The sequence below is a fragment of the Geomonas anaerohicana genome, from assembly GCF_016458305.1.
GTDB classification, from domain to species: Bacteria; Desulfobacterota; Desulfuromonadia; order Geobacterales; family Geobacteraceae; genus Geomonas; species Geomonas anaerohicana.
Genome location: NZ_JAEMHL010000001.1, coordinates 793,734 through 810,608, shown reverse-complemented (window position 1 = coordinate 810,608; position 16,875 = coordinate 793,734). Strand labels below are relative to the sequence as shown.

Annotated in this window: 14 protein-coding genes; 8 read left to right on the top strand and 6 right to left on the bottom strand. The window is 62.2% G+C overall.

The features are described from left to right. Window positions 1–108 precede the first annotated feature (108 nt). Window positions 109–888 carry a 4,5-DOPA-extradiol-dioxygenase gene (ygiD, locus tag JFN91_RS03325; RefSeq protein ID WP_199387773.1) on the top strand — a complete coding sequence of 260 codons (780 nt, stop codon included), beginning with the start codon at window positions 109–111 and terminating at the stop codon, window positions 886–888. A 61-nt stretch (window positions 889–949) separates the two neighbouring features. Here the strand turns inward: ygiD and JFN91_RS03320 are convergent, their stop codons facing one another. Together JFN91_RS03320 and JFN91_RS03315 are read right to left on the bottom strand one after the other, a co-directional pair. Continuing rightward, a complete protein-coding gene (locus tag JFN91_RS03320; RefSeq protein ID WP_199387772.1) occupies window positions 950–1,687 on the bottom strand; it encodes a sulfite exporter TauE/SafE family protein in 738 nt (245 codons plus the stop codon). Between the two features lie 61 nt (window positions 1,688–1,748). After that, window positions 1,749–4,487, bottom strand: coding sequence for a PAS domain S-box protein (locus JFN91_RS03315; RefSeq protein ID WP_199387771.1), 2,739 nt, complete (start codon window positions 4,485–4,487; stop codon window positions 1,749–1,751). 276 nt (window positions 4,488–4,763) lie between these two features. Between JFN91_RS03315 and JFN91_RS03310 the strand changes: the two genes are divergently transcribed. Then, window positions 4,764–8,408: a DUF748 domain-containing protein gene (locus JFN91_RS03310; RefSeq protein ID WP_199387770.1), complete on the top strand. Its 3,645-nt coding sequence runs from the start codon at window positions 4,764–4,766 to the stop codon at window positions 8,406–8,408. A 45-nt stretch (window positions 8,409–8,453) separates the two neighbouring features. Here the strand turns inward: JFN91_RS03310 and JFN91_RS03305 are convergent, their stop codons facing one another. Genes JFN91_RS03305 through JFN91_RS03295 form a run of 3 tightly spaced genes read right to left on the bottom strand, consistent with a single transcriptional unit; the run spans window position 8,454 to window position 10,174 of the window. Next, a complete protein-coding gene (locus JFN91_RS03305) occupies window positions 8,454–8,618 on the bottom strand; it encodes a hypothetical protein (protein ID WP_199387769.1) in 165 nt (54 codons plus the stop codon). Between the two features lie 54 nt (window positions 8,619–8,672). Beyond that, entirely contained in the window at window positions 8,673–9,092 is a 420-nt protein-coding gene (locus JFN91_RS03300) for a low affinity iron permease family protein (protein WP_199387768.1), read from the bottom strand. A 59-nt stretch (window positions 9,093–9,151) separates the two neighbouring features. Continuing rightward, entirely contained in the window at window positions 9,152–10,174 is a 1,023-nt protein-coding gene (locus JFN91_RS03295) for a hypothetical protein (RefSeq protein WP_199387767.1), read from the bottom strand. Window positions 10,175–10,506: 332 nt separating this feature from the next. On the opposite strand from JFN91_RS03295, the gene JFN91_RS03290 reads away from it, so the two are divergent. The 5 genes from JFN91_RS03290 to JFN91_RS03270 all read left to right on the top strand — a co-directional run bounded on the left by JFN91_RS03290 (window position 10,507) and on the right by JFN91_RS03270 (window position 14,232). Further along, a complete protein-coding gene (locus JFN91_RS03290; protein WP_199387766.1) occupies window positions 10,507–11,667 on the top strand; it encodes a PQQ-dependent sugar dehydrogenase in 1,161 nt (386 codons plus the stop codon). Between the two features lie 54 nt (window positions 11,668–11,721). Continuing rightward, complete coding sequence (locus JFN91_RS03285) at window positions 11,722–11,976, top strand: type II toxin-antitoxin system RelE family toxin (RefSeq protein WP_199387765.1); 255 nt, start codon at window positions 11,722–11,724, stop codon at window positions 11,974–11,976. After that, the gene (locus JFN91_RS03280; RefSeq protein ID WP_236014934.1) at window positions 11,960–12,307 is read left to right on the top strand and encodes a helix-turn-helix domain-containing protein; all 348 of its coding nucleotides are present in this window, start codon (window positions 11,960–11,962) and stop codon (window positions 12,305–12,307) included. Before JFN91_RS03285 ends, JFN91_RS03280 begins: the two co-directional genes overlap by 17 nt. 32 nt (window positions 12,308–12,339) lie before the next feature. Then, the gene (locus JFN91_RS03275; RefSeq protein ID WP_199387763.1) at window positions 12,340–13,230 is read left to right on the top strand and encodes a LysR family transcriptional regulator; all 891 of its coding nucleotides are present in this window, start codon (window positions 12,340–12,342) and stop codon (window positions 13,228–13,230) included. Window positions 13,231–13,311: 81 nt separating this feature from the next. After that, complete coding sequence (locus tag JFN91_RS03270; RefSeq protein WP_199387762.1) at window positions 13,312–14,232, top strand: AEC family transporter; 921 nt, start codon at window positions 13,312–13,314, stop codon at window positions 14,230–14,232. Between the two features lie 80 nt (window positions 14,233–14,312). On the opposite strand, the gene JFN91_RS03265 is transcribed toward JFN91_RS03270, so the two are convergent. Continuing rightward, on the bottom strand, window positions 14,313–15,278 hold the full coding sequence (locus tag JFN91_RS03265; protein ID WP_199387761.1) for a hypothetical protein: 966 nt from the start codon (window positions 15,276–15,278) through the stop codon (window positions 14,313–14,315). Between the two features lie 435 nt (window positions 15,279–15,713). Between JFN91_RS03265 and JFN91_RS03260 the strand changes: the two genes are divergently transcribed. After that, on the top strand, window positions 15,714–16,814 hold the full coding sequence (locus tag JFN91_RS03260; protein ID WP_199387760.1) for an HD domain-containing phosphohydrolase: 1,101 nt from the start codon (window positions 15,714–15,716) through the stop codon (window positions 16,812–16,814). Window positions 16,815–16,875 lie beyond the last annotated feature (61 nt).

The window sequence follows — 16,875 nt, the reverse complement described above, 5'->3', positions numbered from 1 at the left end:
AAGGTAGATGGGGCGCCGCCGTCAGGCGCCCCATTTTTGTACGGCGGTTGCACCCGAGCGCGGGGGGCAGTATAACTGTCGGATATCTCACAAGGAAAGGAGCCTGACATGCCGTCAAGAATGCCCGCCCTCTTTTTGGGACATGGCAACCCGATGAATGCGCTGGCCAGCAACGACTACACCCAAGGGTGGCGTAGCCTGGGGCGCAACATCCCGCGCCCGGAGGCCATCGTCTGCGTTTCCGCCCACTGGTACCGCCCCGGCACAGCGGTCACCGTCAACGAGAGCCCCCGCACCATTCACGACTTCGGAGGGTTCCCACCGGAGCTCTACCAGATGCAGTATCCCGCCCCCGGTGCTCCGGAACTCGCCCGGCAACTGCAGCGCATGCTCGCGCCCATGGCGGTGCAGGGAGACGACAGCTGGGGGCTGGACCACGGCACCTGGGCCGTGTTATGCCACCTCTTTCCGGACGCCGACATTCCGGTGCTGCAGTTGAGCATCGACGAGACGCAGCCGGCGCAGTTCCACTACGACCTGGGCGAAAAGCTCACCCCGCTGCGCGAGGAGGGGATCCTCATCGTGGGGAGCGGCAACCTCGTGCACAACCTGCACACGTATGCCTGGGGGAGACACCTTGCCGAGCCTTATGACTGGGCCGTGCGCTTCGAAGCGAGGGCGAGGGAGTTGATGCTGGCAGGGGACCACGCGCCCCTGGTGGCGTACGACACGCTAGGGGAGGACGCCAGGCTCTCCATCCCCACGCCGGACCATTACCTGCCGCTCCTGTACGTACTGGCGACCAGGCAGGTGGGGGAGCAGGTCACCTTCCCGGTGCAGGGCGTCGACGGCGGCTCCATCTCCATGCTGGCGGTACAGGTAGGCTAGCCCCACCGACTCCCCACCGACTCCCCACCGACTCCCCACTTACCGCCCACTTACCGCCCACTTACCGCCCAAGCACCAGCTTGAGCCCCAGGATGCCACCCAGGAGCACGAAGAGCCCGCGCACCCAGTCGTGTCCCTTGTGCCGCCCGATCCTGGACCCAAGGTAGGCGCCCGCCACCGAGCCGACGGTCGAAGGGAGCATGAGCCGGGCATCGGCGAGACCCGCACTGCTGTAGATGGCGACGGCGAAACAGTTCCAAAAGAAGGCGATCTGGTAATAGCACCCCAGCGAGACGACCAGGGTCTGGCCGCGCCCCTTGGCAAGGAGCAGCGAGGTGAAGAGCCCGTTGCCGGAGCCGAAGAAGGATTCGTAGACGCCCAGGGGAAAGGCGAGCAGCGCGGTGACGGCACGGGAGAGCGCGGGCTCGCGCTCCTCGCGTCCCAGGGAAGGGTTCAGCGCCACCACGACCACCAGTGACAGGATGATGGTGCCGATGACGCGCTGCAGCAGGCGGGGGTCGACGCCCCGCACGATCATGGTCCCGACGTAGGCACCGGCTAGGCCGCACAGGATCATCACCCCGATGAGCCCCCAGTCGACCCGGCGCCCCTTGAGGTAGTTGCGGGCGGCGAGGAGCGTCCAGGCCGCCCCGTTCAGCTGGTTGGAAGCGATCGCCACCGGCAGCGGGAAACCGAGCGCCAGCCACACCGGCGTGGTGAGCATGGCGGAACCCGCGCCGCTCATGGCACTGAGCAGCGAAGCGAGAAAAGCAACCGGCAGTACTATCGCGAACTCCATCCCCCCCCCGACTCTCGCGTCCACAAGACAGCCCGCACCAGCACAGATCCGGGCCTTCCCGTCAAACCTGCTCCAGCACCTCGCGCAGCTTCACCGCCAGTACCGGAAGCGAGAACGGCTTCTGGATGAAGTACAGCCCGTCGTCGATGACCCCGTGGTGGGCGATGATGTCGGCGGTATAACCGGACATGAACAGGCACTTCAGGCGCGGGTGGCCGGTCCCCAGCGCGCCGGCCAGTTGACGGCCGTTCATCTCAGGCATGACCACGTCCGTCATCAGCAGGTCGATCCCCCCCGGCCGCTGCTCCGCCATGCCGATCGCCTCGCTCGGGGACCCCGCCGTCAGCACCACGTACCCCAGGCTCTCCAGGAGCATGGTCGTCATCTGCAGTATGGCCGGTTCATCCTCCACCAGCAGGATGGTTTCCCGGCCGCGCGGCGGTTCGGGCACCTGATGCTGCAGCGCGCCGGCCGCGTCGGCACCGCAGTACCTCGGGATATGGATGGTGAAGGTCGCGCCTTGCCCGGGTTCGCTGGCGACATCGATGAAGCCGTTGTTCTGGGTAACGATGCCGTAGATGGTGGCAAGGCCAAGCCCGGTCCCGGCGCCGACGCCCTTGGTGGTGAAGAAGGGCTCGAAAATATGCCCCAGCGTTTCCTTGTCCATCCCCTCCCCGTCATCGGTGACCGAGATCCACACATACTCCCCCGGCTCCGCCTGGGGGTGCTGCGAGCGGTAACCGTCATCGATGCCGACGGTGCCGGTCTTGATGGTGACGTTGCCGACGTTGACGATGGCATCGCGGGCATTGACGCAGAGGTTGGCCATGATCTGGTCGATCTGGGACCGGTCCATCTTTACCGGCCAGATCCTGCTCCCGGGCTGCCAGCAGAGATGGATCTCCTCGCCGATCAGCCGCTGCAGCATCTTCAACATGCCACTTATGGTCTCGTTCAGGTCCAGCACCTGGGGCTTGATGGCCTGCTTGCGGGCAAAGGCGAGCAGCTGCCGGGTAAGATCGGCTGAGCGCTCGGCGGCCTTGCTGATCTCCTGCAGGTGAACCTGGATCGGCTCCGCCGGGGCGGTGTCCATCAGCGCCAGCCCGGCATGTCCGATGATGACCCCCAGCATGTTATTGAAGTCGTGCGCGACGCCCCCCGCCAGCCGCCCTATCGATTCCATCCGCTGGGCCTGTTGCAGCTGGGTCTCCAGGGTGATCCGCTCCTCCTCGGACCACTTGCGCATCAGCGCCGCGCCGACGTACGCCGCGATCCCTTCCAGGTGCTGCAACGACTCAGGACTGAAGCGTTCCTTGCGATGATCGTTGCACTGGATCAGGCCGACGATCTTGTCCTTGTAGCGGATCGGGACCAGAGCGATGGAGGCGTAGTTGCGGTGCATACAGACGTTGCGCGGGTTGTGGCGCGGATCCTGGTCCCGGGGGAGATCCAGCAGCTGAAAGGAATCGTTGGTCCAGAAGCTTCCCCCCGGGGTGACGTTGGGGTGCCCCTGCGGCACCCTCCCGGAAATGACCAGGCCGCAGGTGCACTCCAGGCGGACCTTGCCGTCCTGGTCCCTGCAGATCCCGCCCTGCGCGGAGCGCTCCACCAGGGTATTTTCCTGATCGAGCATCGCCTGCGGGAATCCGGACTGGGACCAGTACGGGTAGTCCTCCCCCTCCTGCAGGCGAATCCCCACCGCGGCAAGGTCCAGCTTCACCTTGAGCAGTTCGATGACTCGTTGCACCGACTGCTTCAGGTCTCCCGGTTCGTTCAGGACCTGCAGCACCTCCCGGCTCACCTCCCGGCGCGTCTCCGCCTGCTTGCGCTCGGTTATGTCCTGGTCCATGCCGCGATAGCCAAGGAAGCTCCCCTGCCCGTCGTAGTACGGTACGCCGCTGGTCTCCAGCACCACCAGGCGGCCATCCTTGTGGCGATTGGTGTTCTCCAGCCGGTGAAAGGGGTCGCGCCGGGAGCTGATCCCGGCGAAGATGGCGCCGATGCGGTCGGCCTCCCCGTCCGGCATCAGGTCGAAAGGGGTCTTCCCGATCACCTCCTCCGGCGCATAGCCGAGCAGCTCCTTTACCTGGGGGCTCGCGAAGGTATAACGGGCGTTGGCGTCTACCTCCCAGATCCAGTTGTGCGACGACTCGATCAGGTTCAGGTGACGGGTCTCCTTTTCCTGCAACCCCCGTTGCATTCTCTCGAAGTAGATGAGGATCATGCCGATGGCGATGCTGGTGGCAACGATGCTGCCGAAGAGAAAGCCCCAGGGCGCGAACCATGCTATGGGACGCAGCAACGGGTAGTCGGCCTGGTGGAGACCCCAGACGATGAAGAGCCAGCCCACCACGCGGCCGGCCACCTCACCTGGCGCGGCCTGTTTCAGCACCTCGATGCCGATGCGGATGTAGGTAAAGGCGAGGAAGGCGAAGATGGGAACGATGGCGTACATGACCGGCAACCCGGTTGACAGGATGCCGATGGTCCAAAGCGCTATGGCCGTGCCGGTGACGGTGAACCCGTGCGCGAGAGGGCGGCCGATGAAATTCCTGGTGCCGGCCAGGAGGATCACCGCACTGGCGACGATGCAGAGGTAGTTGATTTCCTTGAAGATCAGACTGGAAGGCCAGAGTACCGAGAAGATGAGAAAAAGGTAGCGGCAGACGTGAATCCCCCAGGCGAGCGCCCACAGTTTCATGAAGGGCTCTTTGTAGCGGGAGTAGAGGTAGACATTAACAAGCGACAGTATCGTCACCGAACTGGCAGTCGCTATAGCGGCAATGATTATCCAAGGCATTTTCTACCTCTAACCAGAACTCGAATCAACCGGATCTACATGTACTTTGACTTTGAGACAGTTGGAATACGATTCTAGCCCACTAGATATGGATTGCCACCTTTTTATTCGAACTTGGCAATGTTTTATATGGTGAATATTCTTTATTTGTGCCTGCTTCGCTCTGTGCGCAAGCTCAGGGCTACAGCGTCCTGTCCACTGATGCTGCGTGCGCTTTGTCACAAACGTGCTAAGTTATAGTATGTGAAACGACACTCAGGCTAATCGAGGTTTCCCTTGTCAAGGCGCAACAGATATCTTCTCATTTCCACCGCAATACTTGCCGCCCTCATTCTTTTTACTGCGGCCGTGTTGCCTATCATCGTAAAAAACAAGGCTGTAGCGGCGATCGACGACGCCACCGGTCGCACTACGCGCATCGGCTCGGTCAGCATCAACCCGCTCACGCTGCACGTCGCCGTCAGGGACTTCACTCTGGCCGAGAAGACCGGTCCGCCCCTGGTCGCCTTCAAAACCCTGGAGGCCTCAGTCGCGCCGGCATCCATCTTCAAGAGGGCCTTGATCCTCTCGGAGATCACCCTGGACACCCCGGCCGTCAACCTGGTCCGTACCGCCCCCAACCGGTTCAACTTCAGCGACATCATCGAGCGGCAACCCAAGGAAAAGGAGAACGAGAAGAAAACACCGCTGCGTTTTTCCCTCAACAACATCCGTTTGAAAAACGGGTCGATCGATTTCGATGACCGCATGGTCGGCGGGGGACGGAAACACAGCATCCGCGGCTTGGACATCGCGCTGCCGTTCATCAGCAACAGCCCCTACCTGGCGGAGAAATACATCGACCCGCGTATCTCGGCGGTGGTCGACGGCGCCCCCTTCAGCTTCGCCGGCAAGCTTAAGCCGCTCAGCAAGTCGCTGGAAACCTCGGTGCACATCGGGCTGAAGCAACTAAGCCTCCCCCAATACGTGGCCTACTACCCGGTCAAGCCACCGGCCGACCTTACCTCGGGTAACCTGACCGCCGACCTCGACCTCGCCTACCGCATCTCCGCCGACAAAAAGCCGGAGTTGACCCTGAAAGGACTGACCCGGTTGGATACCGTGGCGGTGGATCTACCCGGAGGGAAGCCGCTGCTCCGCCTCCCCTCGCTGGAGGTGAAGGCAACCCAACTTGAGGCGCTGGCCAGAAACTTCCAGTTCCAGTCCATCAACGCCAGCGGTCTGGAGCTCTTCGTTGACCGCAACCAGCGGGGGGAGTGGATGCACTCCCGGCTCGTTCCCGCGGGCAAGAAAGAGGAGGCGCCCAAGAAACCGGCCGAGGCCGAGCAGCAGACGAATCTCCTGGTTTCCACCTTCTCCTGCAGCAAGGCGACCATCCACTTCCGGGACGATCTCCCCAAAGGGGGCTTCAGGACCACTATCTCGGACATCGATCTCACGGCGAATAACGTCAGCACTGCGGCAGGGACCGCGGCGAACTACCAGCTCTCGCTGAAGCCGGACGAGGGGACAACGCTGAAAACGGAAGGGAAATTCTCCACCACTCCCCTTGCCGTCACCTCCGCCATCCAACTTTCGGGGCTGAAGCTCCAGCGCGCCTGGCCGTACTTGACTTCTTACCTGACCGCGCCGGTGCAGGGCACGGTGGCACTGGCCGGCGAGGTGAGCTACAGCGAGCCCACCGGGGTGACGGTCCAGAATGGCAACCTCTCGGTCGCAGGTCTTGCCGCCCGCTACGGCCAGAAAGAGGGTTTCGACCTCGCCTTGCTGCAGGTGAACGACGCCGCCTTCCGTCAGATCGAAAACCGCATGGAGATCGGCGACATCCGCCTGTCCCGGGGCTCCCTCTCCCTCTCCAAGGAGGCCGACGGGAAATTATCGCTGCTGTCGTTGATCATCGACCAACCGGCCGCACCGCGCAGCGGGGCAGGCTCTCCCCACGCTGCAGCGCGAAGGGGCGAAGCGCCCCCTCCCCGAACCGTCAAGCCTTTCTCGTACCACCTGAAGCAGATCCAACTGGAAAAACTGAACTTCGCCTTCACCGACAAGACCTTCGAAGAGCCGCCGCGCTTCACCCTGCGCAACACGAACCTGACCCTTGCCAACCTGCAGGGTCCGAAGTTCGCCCCGGCGCCCCTGCGCTTCTCCACCACCTACGGCAAGGGGGCGGCGCTTAAGCTGAACGGCACGGTCACCCCGGCTCCGTTCCGCTACCGCGGGAGCGTCGCCGTATCCCGGCTCCCCATCGCCGACTTCGAGCCCTACTTCCCTGACACCTTCAACTTCTCGGTGATAGGGGGGGCGCTGGACACCAACATGAACCTCGATCTCGCCCTGAAGGACGGCAAGGCAAAGGGGAGCTTCCGGGGCAACGCCGGGGTGCGCGACTTCCACAGCATCGACGCCGTGGCAGAACAGGACCTCCTCAAGTGGGAGAGCCTGCAGTTCGACGAATTCCAGGGCGACCTCGACCCGTTCTCGCTCACCATCCGCGAAGTGGCACTGAACGACGTCTACTCGCGCATCATCATCAGGAGGGATGGGACCCTGAACCTGCAGGACCTGGTGAAGAAGGAGCCGGCCACCCTCCCGGCGAGGGTCCAGGCTTCCGCACCAGCAGGGACGAAACCCGCGCCAGTCGTCACAACTGCTGCGGTTGCGACGGTTGCCACGGTTAGCGCCGCACCGTCACCCGCATCGCCACCGGCACCACAGCGGCAGGTCTCCGTCGGCAGCGTCACCATCCAGAACGGGACCCTGGCCTTCACCGACAACCATCTGCCCCAGACCTTCAACAGCACCTTCTACAACCTGGGTGGGCGGGTGAGCGGGCTGACCTCCGAGGAGTCGAAGTTCGCGGACGTCGACCTGCGCGGCAACCTGGAGAACCACTCGCCGATGCAGATCACCGGCAGACTCAACCCGCTGCGCGACGACCTCTTCGTAGACCTAAAGATTTCGTTCCGCGACATCGAACTTTCCCCGGTCACCCCCTACTCCGGCACCTACCTCGGCTACGCCATCGACAAGGGAAAGCTGTTCCTCGATCTCAAGTACCTCATCGAGAGAAAACAGCTCACCTCGGAAAACAAGGTCTTCATCGACCAGTTCACCTTCGGCAAGAAGGTGGAGAGCAGCCAGGCCACCAGTCTTCCGGTGAGGCTTGCCGTCGCCCTGCTCAAGGACCGCAACGGGGAGATCCACCTCGACCTCCCGGTGACCGGCCGCACCGATGATCCCCAGTTCAGCATCTGGGGCCTGATCGGACAGGTGCTGAAGAACCTGCTGGTGAAGGCCGCCACCTCCCCCTTCGCCCTGCTCTCCTCGCTGGGCGGCAGCGGCCAGGATTTCAGCGTCATCAATTTCCAACCCGGCTCCAGCGATCTGCCGGCCGACGAGGAAAAGAAGCTGACCCAGTTGGCCAAAGTGCTTGCGGACCGTCCGGGGCTCAAGGTGGAGATCAAGGGATTCGTGGACAAGGGGAAAGATCCGGAGGGTTATCGGCAGGAACTTTTGACGCGCAAGGTGAAGAACGAGAAGTTCCTCCACCTGGTCAAGGAGCAGCAGACCAGGGAAGGCGACAGCAGCGAAAACGTTCAGCTCACCGCAGAGGAATATTCGAAGTTCCTGAAGGCCGTCTACAAGAAGGAGAAGTTCCCGAAGCCGCGCAACGCGCTGGGAATGGTGAAGGACCTGCCCGACAACGAGATGAAGAAACTGATCGTCGCCAACACGGTGGTCGGCGAGAACGAATTGCAGTCGCTGGCGCGGGAGCGCAGCGCCACCGTGATCAAGTACCTGGTTGCCAAGGGAGGGCTGCCGCCGGAAAAACTGTTCCAGGCAAGCGACAACATCTACAAGGCGCCCGAAAAGGAGACCGCGAGCCGCAGCCGCGTGGAATTCAACGCCATCGCGAAATAACGGGGGACTGGCTCCGCCAGGTGCCTGTCCCCTTGCACCGGCGCATTACCGTCTCTTTTTCTTCTTCCGGGCAGCCTTCTTCGCATGGTCACCATGGTCGTGCTGCGGCTCGACGGTCGGCTGCTGACCGCTTTTCATGAACATGAACGGAATGATGACGACGGCGAAGAACGCCAGGATCGCCGCCAGAGCAATTAGTGGTGTCGACATAACCCCCTCCCTGCCAATAAGTAATCAGTCCATCCGCCGCCGGCACATGCTGCCTTAAACCGCGGGGGGACTCGCATGTTTTTGTTTTCTTCCCTTGCGCAGGTTGGCGCGCGCGTCCTCAGCCAGCTTCAGGTAGCTTTCCCGGATCACCTCGAGATCCTTCTCGTCCAGCTCTTCCATGTTCAGGAGTGCGTTGTTCGCCCCGTCCAGCGACCGGATGATCTCGTCCAACTTGAGCTGAGTGGCCGCGGAGTCGCGGTTCTGGGTGTTCTGGATCACGAAGACCATCAAGAAGGTGATGATGGTGGTGCCGGTATTGATGACCAGTTGCCAGGTGTCGCTGAACTTGAACAACGGTCCGGTGACCGCCCAGACCACGATGATCGCCAGGGCGAATATGAAGGAGGAGGGGTGTCCCGAGGTATGGGAAGCCCAGGTGGCGAAGCGGCTGAAACGTGACATGTGCTGTTCCATTACTCCTCCTGTTGATTCGTGTGTCGGGCGAGCCGCAAGCCCCTCTCGCGGTGCCCGCTTTATTTGCTCTTTGCCTTCCCTGCCGACAGTGGTTTGGCGGCAGCCCCGCTCCCCCTGGCTACCTCACCGCTCCTGAAATTGCCGCTTGCCTCCTGGTCGCGGCGGACGATGGCCGCCACCTCTGCATCGCTTAGCCCCGGGTCCTTGCGGGCGTCGACCACCACCCACAGCCCGTCGCGCTGCTCACAGGTGATCAGGAAGGCCCAGTGCCGGCCCAGGTCATCCGAAAGAATGATGTGCTGGAGAGGGAGCCCGTCGCTGACATTGGGGTCGAGGGCAGGATCCTTTTGGTGCACCCGGAAAAACTGGGAGGCGGCATCGCCTTTGCCGAACAGCTGTTCCCGAAGCGCCATGGCACCTTCCCTGCTGTAACGGATGCGGGTGGTGCGGTACAGGTCGGTCAAGGGGCCGCCGTTGGCAAGGGCCAGGAGGTACTGGTTGGCGGCGCTCCCCGGGCCGTAAGCGGACCCGATCCGGCTCTCCGGAAGCTCGGCAACGAAGGAGATCCGGTATGCGACCGGCGTGGTGCTCTCGGTGCTGAGCCGGATCAACCCGCGCCGAGCCTTTCGGATGCGGGCGAGGTCGGTAATGGAGATCATGGAGGTTTCTATCAGCCTGGCCCCGTGTTGAGGTGCGACACTCTTGCGCGACCACGGGCCTGGAGCCGCTGCTTCCTTACCGGGTAGTTCGACGGCATCCTCGACCAGTAGCGGCCCGGCCGATCCGATGCGGATGTAACCCGGGCCGTCTTCGGCCGCGACTGCGAACCAGCTTTTCATTCCCGCCACGATGACACCGTCCACCGGCGCGCCCCCGACCTTTAAGGCACGGGCGGTGCTGAGCGAGTTGTTGGCGCTGGTAACGGCGAGCGGTTGCCCGGTCGTAGCGGCAGGAGTGACCGCCTCGTCCGCCTCGACCATTATCCCCGGCTCAAGCCACCACGCCGTCACTGCGCCTGCAGGAAGAGACAAGGCGAGCGAGAGCATGAGCGCCAGGACAACGTTGACCATCCACCTGTTCATAATCCCTCCTGTTATCGACCGCTTGGCACATCACGAGCCAGCTTGCCTCCGGCAGGCGCAGCATAGCACGCGCCGTTAATTACTATCAATGTAAATATGTGAACCCTCGCCAGACCATCCCCGCCCGCCATGGTAAGGGTTTGTAGAAGAACTGCTTTTGGTTCCCCCTCCCGTCAAGGGAGGGGGAGATAGGATAACGGCACGGTCCCCAAACAATCCAAGCAGATGACAGCATCCTTGCCAGCTTCTGCCTGCGTGGACATCGCCCCCGCGCCGGATATACTTGCCGCGTTCATCCGCTGCAGCTTGAGAACCCGCCCGGGGAGGTGTCTATGCGTTGCAAGAGATCCTGGCTGCCAACCGCGCTCCATGCCATTGCCGTTTCCCTCTGCCTTGCTGTCAGCACCGGCGGCGCCCATGCCGCGGCGCCGGCAAGCGCGGGTTTCCCCGCCAAGCTCGCGCTGACGCCGGTAGTCAGGGGGCTCAAACAGCCCACATCCATCGTCAGCGCCAGAGACGGCAGCAAACGGCTCTTCGTGCTCGAGCAACCGGGCAGGATCAGGATCATCCGTAACGGCGCGCTCGATCCAGTTCCCTTCCTGGACATAACCGCGCTGGTGAAGTCCGGGGGCGAGCGGGGACTGCTCGGCCTCGCCTTCCCACCCGACTTCGCCTCCAGCAAAACCTTCTACGTCGACTACACCGACAGGACCGGCATCGGCAACACGGTCATCGCCAGCTTCAAGGTGGGCGACAGGCCGGACCGCGCCGACCCGGCCAGCCGGAAACAACTGCTCACCATCGTCCAGCCCTATGCCAACCATAACGGCGGCCAACTCGCCTTCGGCCCAGACGGGCTGCTCTACATCGGGATGGGTGACGGCGGCAGCGGCGGCGACCCGCACGGCAACGGGCAGCGGCTCGACACCCTGCTGGGCAAGATCCTGCGCATAGATGTGACATCGGACCCGTCCCGCTACCGGCTGCCGAAAAACCCCTTCGGCAACGAGATCTGGGCCTTAGGCCTGCGCAATCCCTGGCGTTTTTCCTTCGATCGCGGCACCGGTGACCTCTATATCGCCGACGTCGGCCAGGACGAGGTGGAGGAGATCGACTTCCAGCCCGCCGGTTCCGGGGCCGGCGCCAACTACGGCTGGAACATCATGGAAGGGGACCGCTGCTTCAAAAAACCCGACTGCAAGCAGTCCGGTCTCACCCTCCCCGTCGCGGTCTACCGCCACGGCAAGGGTGACTGCTCGGTCACCGGCGGTTACGTCTACCGGGGCAAGTCAGAGGCGTTGCACGGCACCTACCTGTACGGGGATTTCTGCAGCGGCCGCATCTGGGGGCTGCGCAGGGTCGGCGGCACGTGGCAGGTCAAGCTGCTGGTCGACACGCCCTACGCCATTTCCACCTTCGGGGAAGACGAGGATGGCGAACTCTATCTCGCCGACTACGGCAGCGGCACCATCTACCGCATCGTCGTCCCATGATGATGGCACTGCAGACGACTCGTTGTCCAAAGAGTTATATTAGGTTATAATGGCATGGAGATCGTGTGGCAGTCAAAGGCGGTCAAGCAACTCAGAAAGCTCGGCGACCGGTCCGTCCAGCAGCGCATCCTCATGGCGACGCGGACTCTCGCAGACTTTCCTGCCTGTCCCAACATAAAAGCAATGGTGGACCATCGATACACTCATCGCTTTCGGGTGGGCGATTGGCGCCTGCTTCTGGTAGTACAGGAGGAGGCAAATCTCATCAGCATCGAGGAGATAAAGAAGCGTGATGAACGAACATACTGAATATCAAATCATAGAACACGCGGGACAACCGGCATACGTCCTGGTTCCCTGGGCAGAGTTCCAGAGAATCCGGCCAATGCTAAAAGCGAGGAAAGCTCAGGCAACCGGGATACCCCAATCCGTTGTCGAAGCCCATGTTCTACACGACATGTCCCTGATTAGGGCATGGCGGGAAGAACTTGGATTAACCCAGGATGACCTTGCCAAACGACTGAGTGTTTCACAAGCAGCCGTCGCTAAGTTCGAACACCCCACTGCACGTCCGCGCATGGCGACTCTTAGAAAAATAGCCGCCGCACTGGGAATAACCATCGAACAACTGCACCTCTGAACAACATATACTCACTACTTCGGAGCCTTTAGATGTCCCTACGCAGCCTGCGCATTCTCACCGCCATCGCCAGCAAAGGAAGTTTCACAGCGGCGGCGGAGCAACTCTGCCTGACCCAATCCGCCATCAGCCTGCAGATAAAGAACCTGGAAGAAGAACTGGGCGTGCGGCTTTTCGAGCGCATCGGCCGCGGCACCAAACTGAACCTGAACGGGAAGCTGGTCGTGGAACGGGCTCGCGAGATCCTCGAACTCTACGACGGCATCAAGACCGAGCTGTCGCCATCGGCGGCCATCCGGGGCGTGCTCACCCTCGGCGCCGTCCCCACCGTGATCACCGGCGCGCTCCCCCCGGTCCTCGGCCGCCTGCGCAAGGAGCACCAGGAGATGCAGGTGCGGCTGGTCTCCAGCCTGTCGGCGGAGCTGGTGCGACAGGTACAGGGGGGCGACCTCGACGCGGCCCTCACCACCGAGCCGCCGTTTGCCGTCCCCGCGCAGTTCCAGTGGCACCCTTACGACGAGGAGCCTTTCTTCGTGGTCGCCCCCAAGGGGAGCGAAACCGCCACGGTTGCCGAGCTCTTCCAGGCTTACCCCTTCGTGCGCTTCGACAAGACGGCCTGGGCAGGTGCCCTGGTGGACAGGCAGTTGCTGGCGCAGGGGATCCGCCCGCGCGAGGTCATGGAGTTCGATTCCCTGGAGGCCGCGCTGAGCCTGGTGGAAGAGGGATTGGGGATCGCCGTCATGCCGCTGAACCGGCGCCGGCTCGAGGAGGCGCAGGCCCATTTCACGCTGACCGCATTCGGTTCCCCCCAGTTGGTGAGGAGGGTCGGCATGTACCAGAAGCGCCGTCATCCGCGCCTCGCACTGACGCAACTGGTGCTGGACGAGCTCTGCCGCGAGTGCGGTTACTTAAGAAATACTTGAGCCTCACGCAAGAATAATGAACTTTTTCGCAAAGTGAGCCCGTGCTACTCTCTTTCCACTGCAAGACACAAGGAGAGTAGCTTGATCACCATAGTGAATGCCCTCACCCCCGTGCTGTCTCTGATCCTGGTCGGCTTCCTGATCAGACGTAGCGAATTCCTGTCCCCTTCCTTCTGGCCCTCGGCGGAGCGGCTCACCTACTTCCTGCTCATGCCCGCCGCCCTCATCCACAGCCTGGCGGGAAAGAAAATCGGGACGCTCCCCTGGTTCGGCATCCTGCTGACCGTCGAAGGTGTGGTCGCCGCCAGCGCCGTCCTGATCATCCTCTGGGGCGCCGCCAACCGGCGCATGGGAGGGGGCGTCTTCACATCGCTGTTCCAGGGAGGCGTCCGCTTCAACACCTTCGTGGCGCTGGCGCTGGCCGAAAGCCTCTTCGGCAAGGACGGCCTCTTCCTGGCGGCCCTTGGTGCGGGCTTCATGATCGTCCTCATCAACGTCCTCTGCGTTTCCGCCTTCTCCCTGACCGTCGGCAGCGGCGATGGGCTCGACCTCAAGCGCCTGGGCGCCGACCTCGCGCGCAACCCGCTCATCATCGGCTGCCTGGTGGGGATCGGCATCAACGCGTCGGGGTGGCAACTCCCCGCCGCCATTGACGGCACACTCGCCCTGGCCGGTAAAGCGGCCTTCCCGGTGGGGCTCATGGCGGTGGGAGCCGCCTACCGGGTCGGCAACCTGGCGCGGCACTGGCAACCTACCGTGGTGAGTTGCACCATACAGTTTCTGTGCAAACCGGTGCTGGCGTGGTGGTTGGCCGCGGCGACCGGATTGACCGGCCAGGCGGCGGGGGTGGTGCTGCTCCTTTTCAGTGTCCCTACTGCGCCGACAGCCTACATCCTCTCCCGGCAGATGGGTGGCGACCACGACAGCATGGCTTCCATCATCACCGCACAGACCTGCCTCTCCTTCTTCACCCTCCCGGTCACGATGTGGGTGCTGCTGTGAGAGCCGCGTAAAAAAAAAGCGGGCGCCCCGTATCGGGTGCGCCCGCTTTTCATCCCCAACCAGTGAGGGAAGCTCTCCTGCTAGCCGGCTGCCGGTGCCTTGGCCAGGTCCGTCTTCAGCAGCTTGTCGATCTCCTTTTTGAGCAGGGTCTTCTGCTCGTCGGACATGACCGACATCGCGTTCCGCTCGATCCGCAGCGATTCCCCTTCAAAACCGAGCTTGTTCAGCTTCATCAGGTCGCCGGCGAAGACGGCGATGTCCACCTGCTTCAGGTCGTCCCCTTTGACATCCTTCTTGACCAGGTTGGCGTATTTCTTGGTGATGACGCTTGCCTGCTGCAGCTGGCTTCTCAGCATCCTGGACACGTCGATGTCTTTCTTGCTGACCACGTCGTCGGACTTCGCGGTGATGATGATCTTCTCGATGTCGTCGCTCACCGCGCTCAGGCGGACCAGGCTGATTTCCGCCTTGCCGTTGTCGTCGAGCAGGACCGGGATGGTGGCGCCGTCCCCGGAGCTGACGGTAATTTCCTTGTTCGCCAGCGGCAACTTGACGAATTCGTCTTTTTCGTCGAGCAGCTTCTTCTCGGACTTGATCTCGGTGCGCTCCACGCGGGTGTCGGACTCGATGTTCATGAAGGGGTTAAGCCCGGCAAAGCTCGTGTCCAGGATGGAGTCGGTGATGCTGTTGGGGATCAGGCCGAGCAGGGCGAAATCGAGGACGTTGACCACGACGCCCACCGGCAGCAGCACAATGCCGACCGGAACTTCGTAGAGCTCGCGTACTCCCTGGTAGGGGGTGGAGAAGTCGTAATCGGTCTTCATCTCGTAGGACTTCACCCGGAACGCCTTGGAGTCCTGGACCAGCACACTGATCTGCGGCATGGTGACCAGCGACCCGGTATTGGCATCGATGTCGACCGTGTGGGTCTTCAGATCCCGGGCCACCTGGGTTTCCGTGATCGTGTTCACCTTGACGTGATTCGCGCACCCCAGGGAAAGCAGACATGACAATACGACCGAAATTTTCCCGACTTGCTTGAACATCAAACTCCCTCCTAACCATTTCCTCATTTAATGATGTACTCAAAGAGCACTGCAACACACCTCGAAGATTCACCGCCGGCGGCGACACGATCCCATCAGTCTTACCGTGAACAAGGCCGCCGCCATAAGCATCGTGAGTAACGTTTTATATACAAAATCAATTTCCATGGCAAACAGATTGTGGTGCAAGACAATAAAATTATCCGTCCTTTCTGGGGCTTAGGGGCATAATTGGTGCCTATTGACCCCAACGAAGCTCCAACAGCCGAAGCCGAAGCCATGATCGCTACGGCGACCAAGTCACCATCTCTCTGCCGTTCCGGCCCGGCACCATGCCTATTCAAGTGAAATGGAAATCATCCGATACGGTGCATGGGTGGGAAAGCCTGCTTAATTATTTCCCGCACAGCATCCTGGCAAGGCAGGGAGAAGAAGATGTTCGAAGACGTGAAGGTGATCCTGGCCGACTACGATCCCCTCAACCTCGACATGCTCGAGACGATGCTGCAGCAGTTCGAGTGCACCCTGATCAAGGCCGGCAACGGCCAGGAGGTGATCGACGCCATCTCGGCCCACCCCCAGGTGGACCTGGTCGTCATGGACCTCAACATGCCGGTACTGGACGGCTGCGAGGTCTTGCGCCGGATCAAGCAGGACGTGCATTGGCACGACATACCGGTCGTCGTGGTCACCACAGACGGCAAGGAAGGGGCCAACGTACTGGAGTTGGGGGCCAACGACTTCCTGTGCAAGCCGTTCAACCTGTGCGAACTGCGCCATCGGGTCATGAACCAGATCCGCAACAAGAGGCTGGCCGATTTCGCCAAGGACACCAATGCGGTCCTGGAAGTGGAAGTTGCCAAAAGGACCGCCGCCCTGCAGCAGGCGCTGGCCAAGGCCATGCAGACGGAGTACGAGATTTCGCTGCGCCTGGGGCGGGCGGCCGAGTTCCGGGACCACGAGACGGGATCGCACCTGAAGTGCATCAGCCAGCTTTCCAAGCGGCTGGGCCAGTTGGCCGGCATCCCCGGCGACCAGTGCGACATCCTCTATTTCGCATCGCTGTTGCACGACGTGGGCAAGATCGGCATCCCGGACTCGATACTGCTCAAGCCGGGCAAGCTGGCACCGGAAGAGTTCGCAACCATGAAGGAGCACACGGTGATCGGCGGGAAGATCATGTCGGGGGCCCGGGACTACCCGGTGATCGAGGCGGGAAGGGTCATCGCGCTGCAACACCACGAAAAATGGGACGGCACCGGCTACCCGTACGGGCTCAAAGGTGACGAGATCCACATCTTCGCGCGGGTGGTCTCCATCGTGGACGTCTTCGACGCCCTGCTTACCGAGAGGGTCTACAAGAGGGCCTTCAGCCTGGAGGAAAGCATGGCGATCATGACCGACGAGACCGGCAAGGCCTTCGACCCGCAGCTGCTCGAGTTATTCTTCAAACACATAGAAGAGTTCCACGCACTCCAGCAGACCATCCACGCCGACACTCTCCCCATCGCCAGCATCACCGACATGATCCGTTAGCCTGCACCGGACGCGGCCGGCCTGTCCCGGGAGCGGGTGCACCGTTGCCGTCCCGCGCGCC

Bases quoted from the DNA above. Each gene is read 5' to 3' on its own strand.
- ygiD (WP_199387773.1), top strand. From the start codon at position 109: ATGCCGTCAAGAATGCCCGCCCTCTTTTTGGGACATGGCAACCCGATG.
- JFN91_RS03290 (WP_199387766.1), top strand. From the start codon at position 10,507: ATGCGTTGCAAGAGATCCTGGCTGCCAACCGCGCTCCATGCCATTGCC.
- JFN91_RS03275 (WP_199387763.1), top strand. From the start codon at position 12,340: ATGTCCCTACGCAGCCTGCGCATTCTCACCGCCATCGCCAGCAAAGGA.
- JFN91_RS03315 (WP_199387771.1), bottom strand. From the start codon at position 4,487: ATGCCTTGGATAATCATTGCCGCTATAGCGACTGCCAGTTCGGTGACG.
- JFN91_RS03280 (WP_236014934.1), top strand. From the start codon at position 11,960: ATGAACGAACATACTGAATATCAAATCATAGAACACGCGGGACAACCG.
- JFN91_RS03285 (WP_199387765.1), top strand. From the start codon at position 11,722: ATGGAGATCGTGTGGCAGTCAAAGGCGGTCAAGCAACTCAGAAAGCTC.
- JFN91_RS03305 (WP_199387769.1), bottom strand. From the start codon at position 8,618: ATGTCGACACCACTAATTGCTCTGGCGGCGATCCTGGCGTTCTTCGCC.
- JFN91_RS03265 (WP_199387761.1), bottom strand. From the start codon at position 15,278: ATGTTCAAGCAAGTCGGGAAAATTTCGGTCGTATTGTCATGTCTGCTT.
- JFN91_RS03260 (WP_199387760.1), top strand. From the start codon at position 15,714: ATGTTCGAAGACGTGAAGGTGATCCTGGCCGACTACGATCCCCTCAAC.
- JFN91_RS03300 (WP_199387768.1), bottom strand. From the start codon at position 9,092: ATGGAACAGCACATGTCACGTTTCAGCCGCTTCGCCACCTGGGCTTCC.
- JFN91_RS03320 (WP_199387772.1), bottom strand. From the start codon at position 1,687: ATGGAGTTCGCGATAGTACTGCCGGTTGCTTTTCTCGCTTCGCTGCTC.
- JFN91_RS03295 (WP_199387767.1), bottom strand. From the start codon at position 10,174: ATGAACAGGTGGATGGTCAACGTTGTCCTGGCGCTCATGCTCTCGCTC.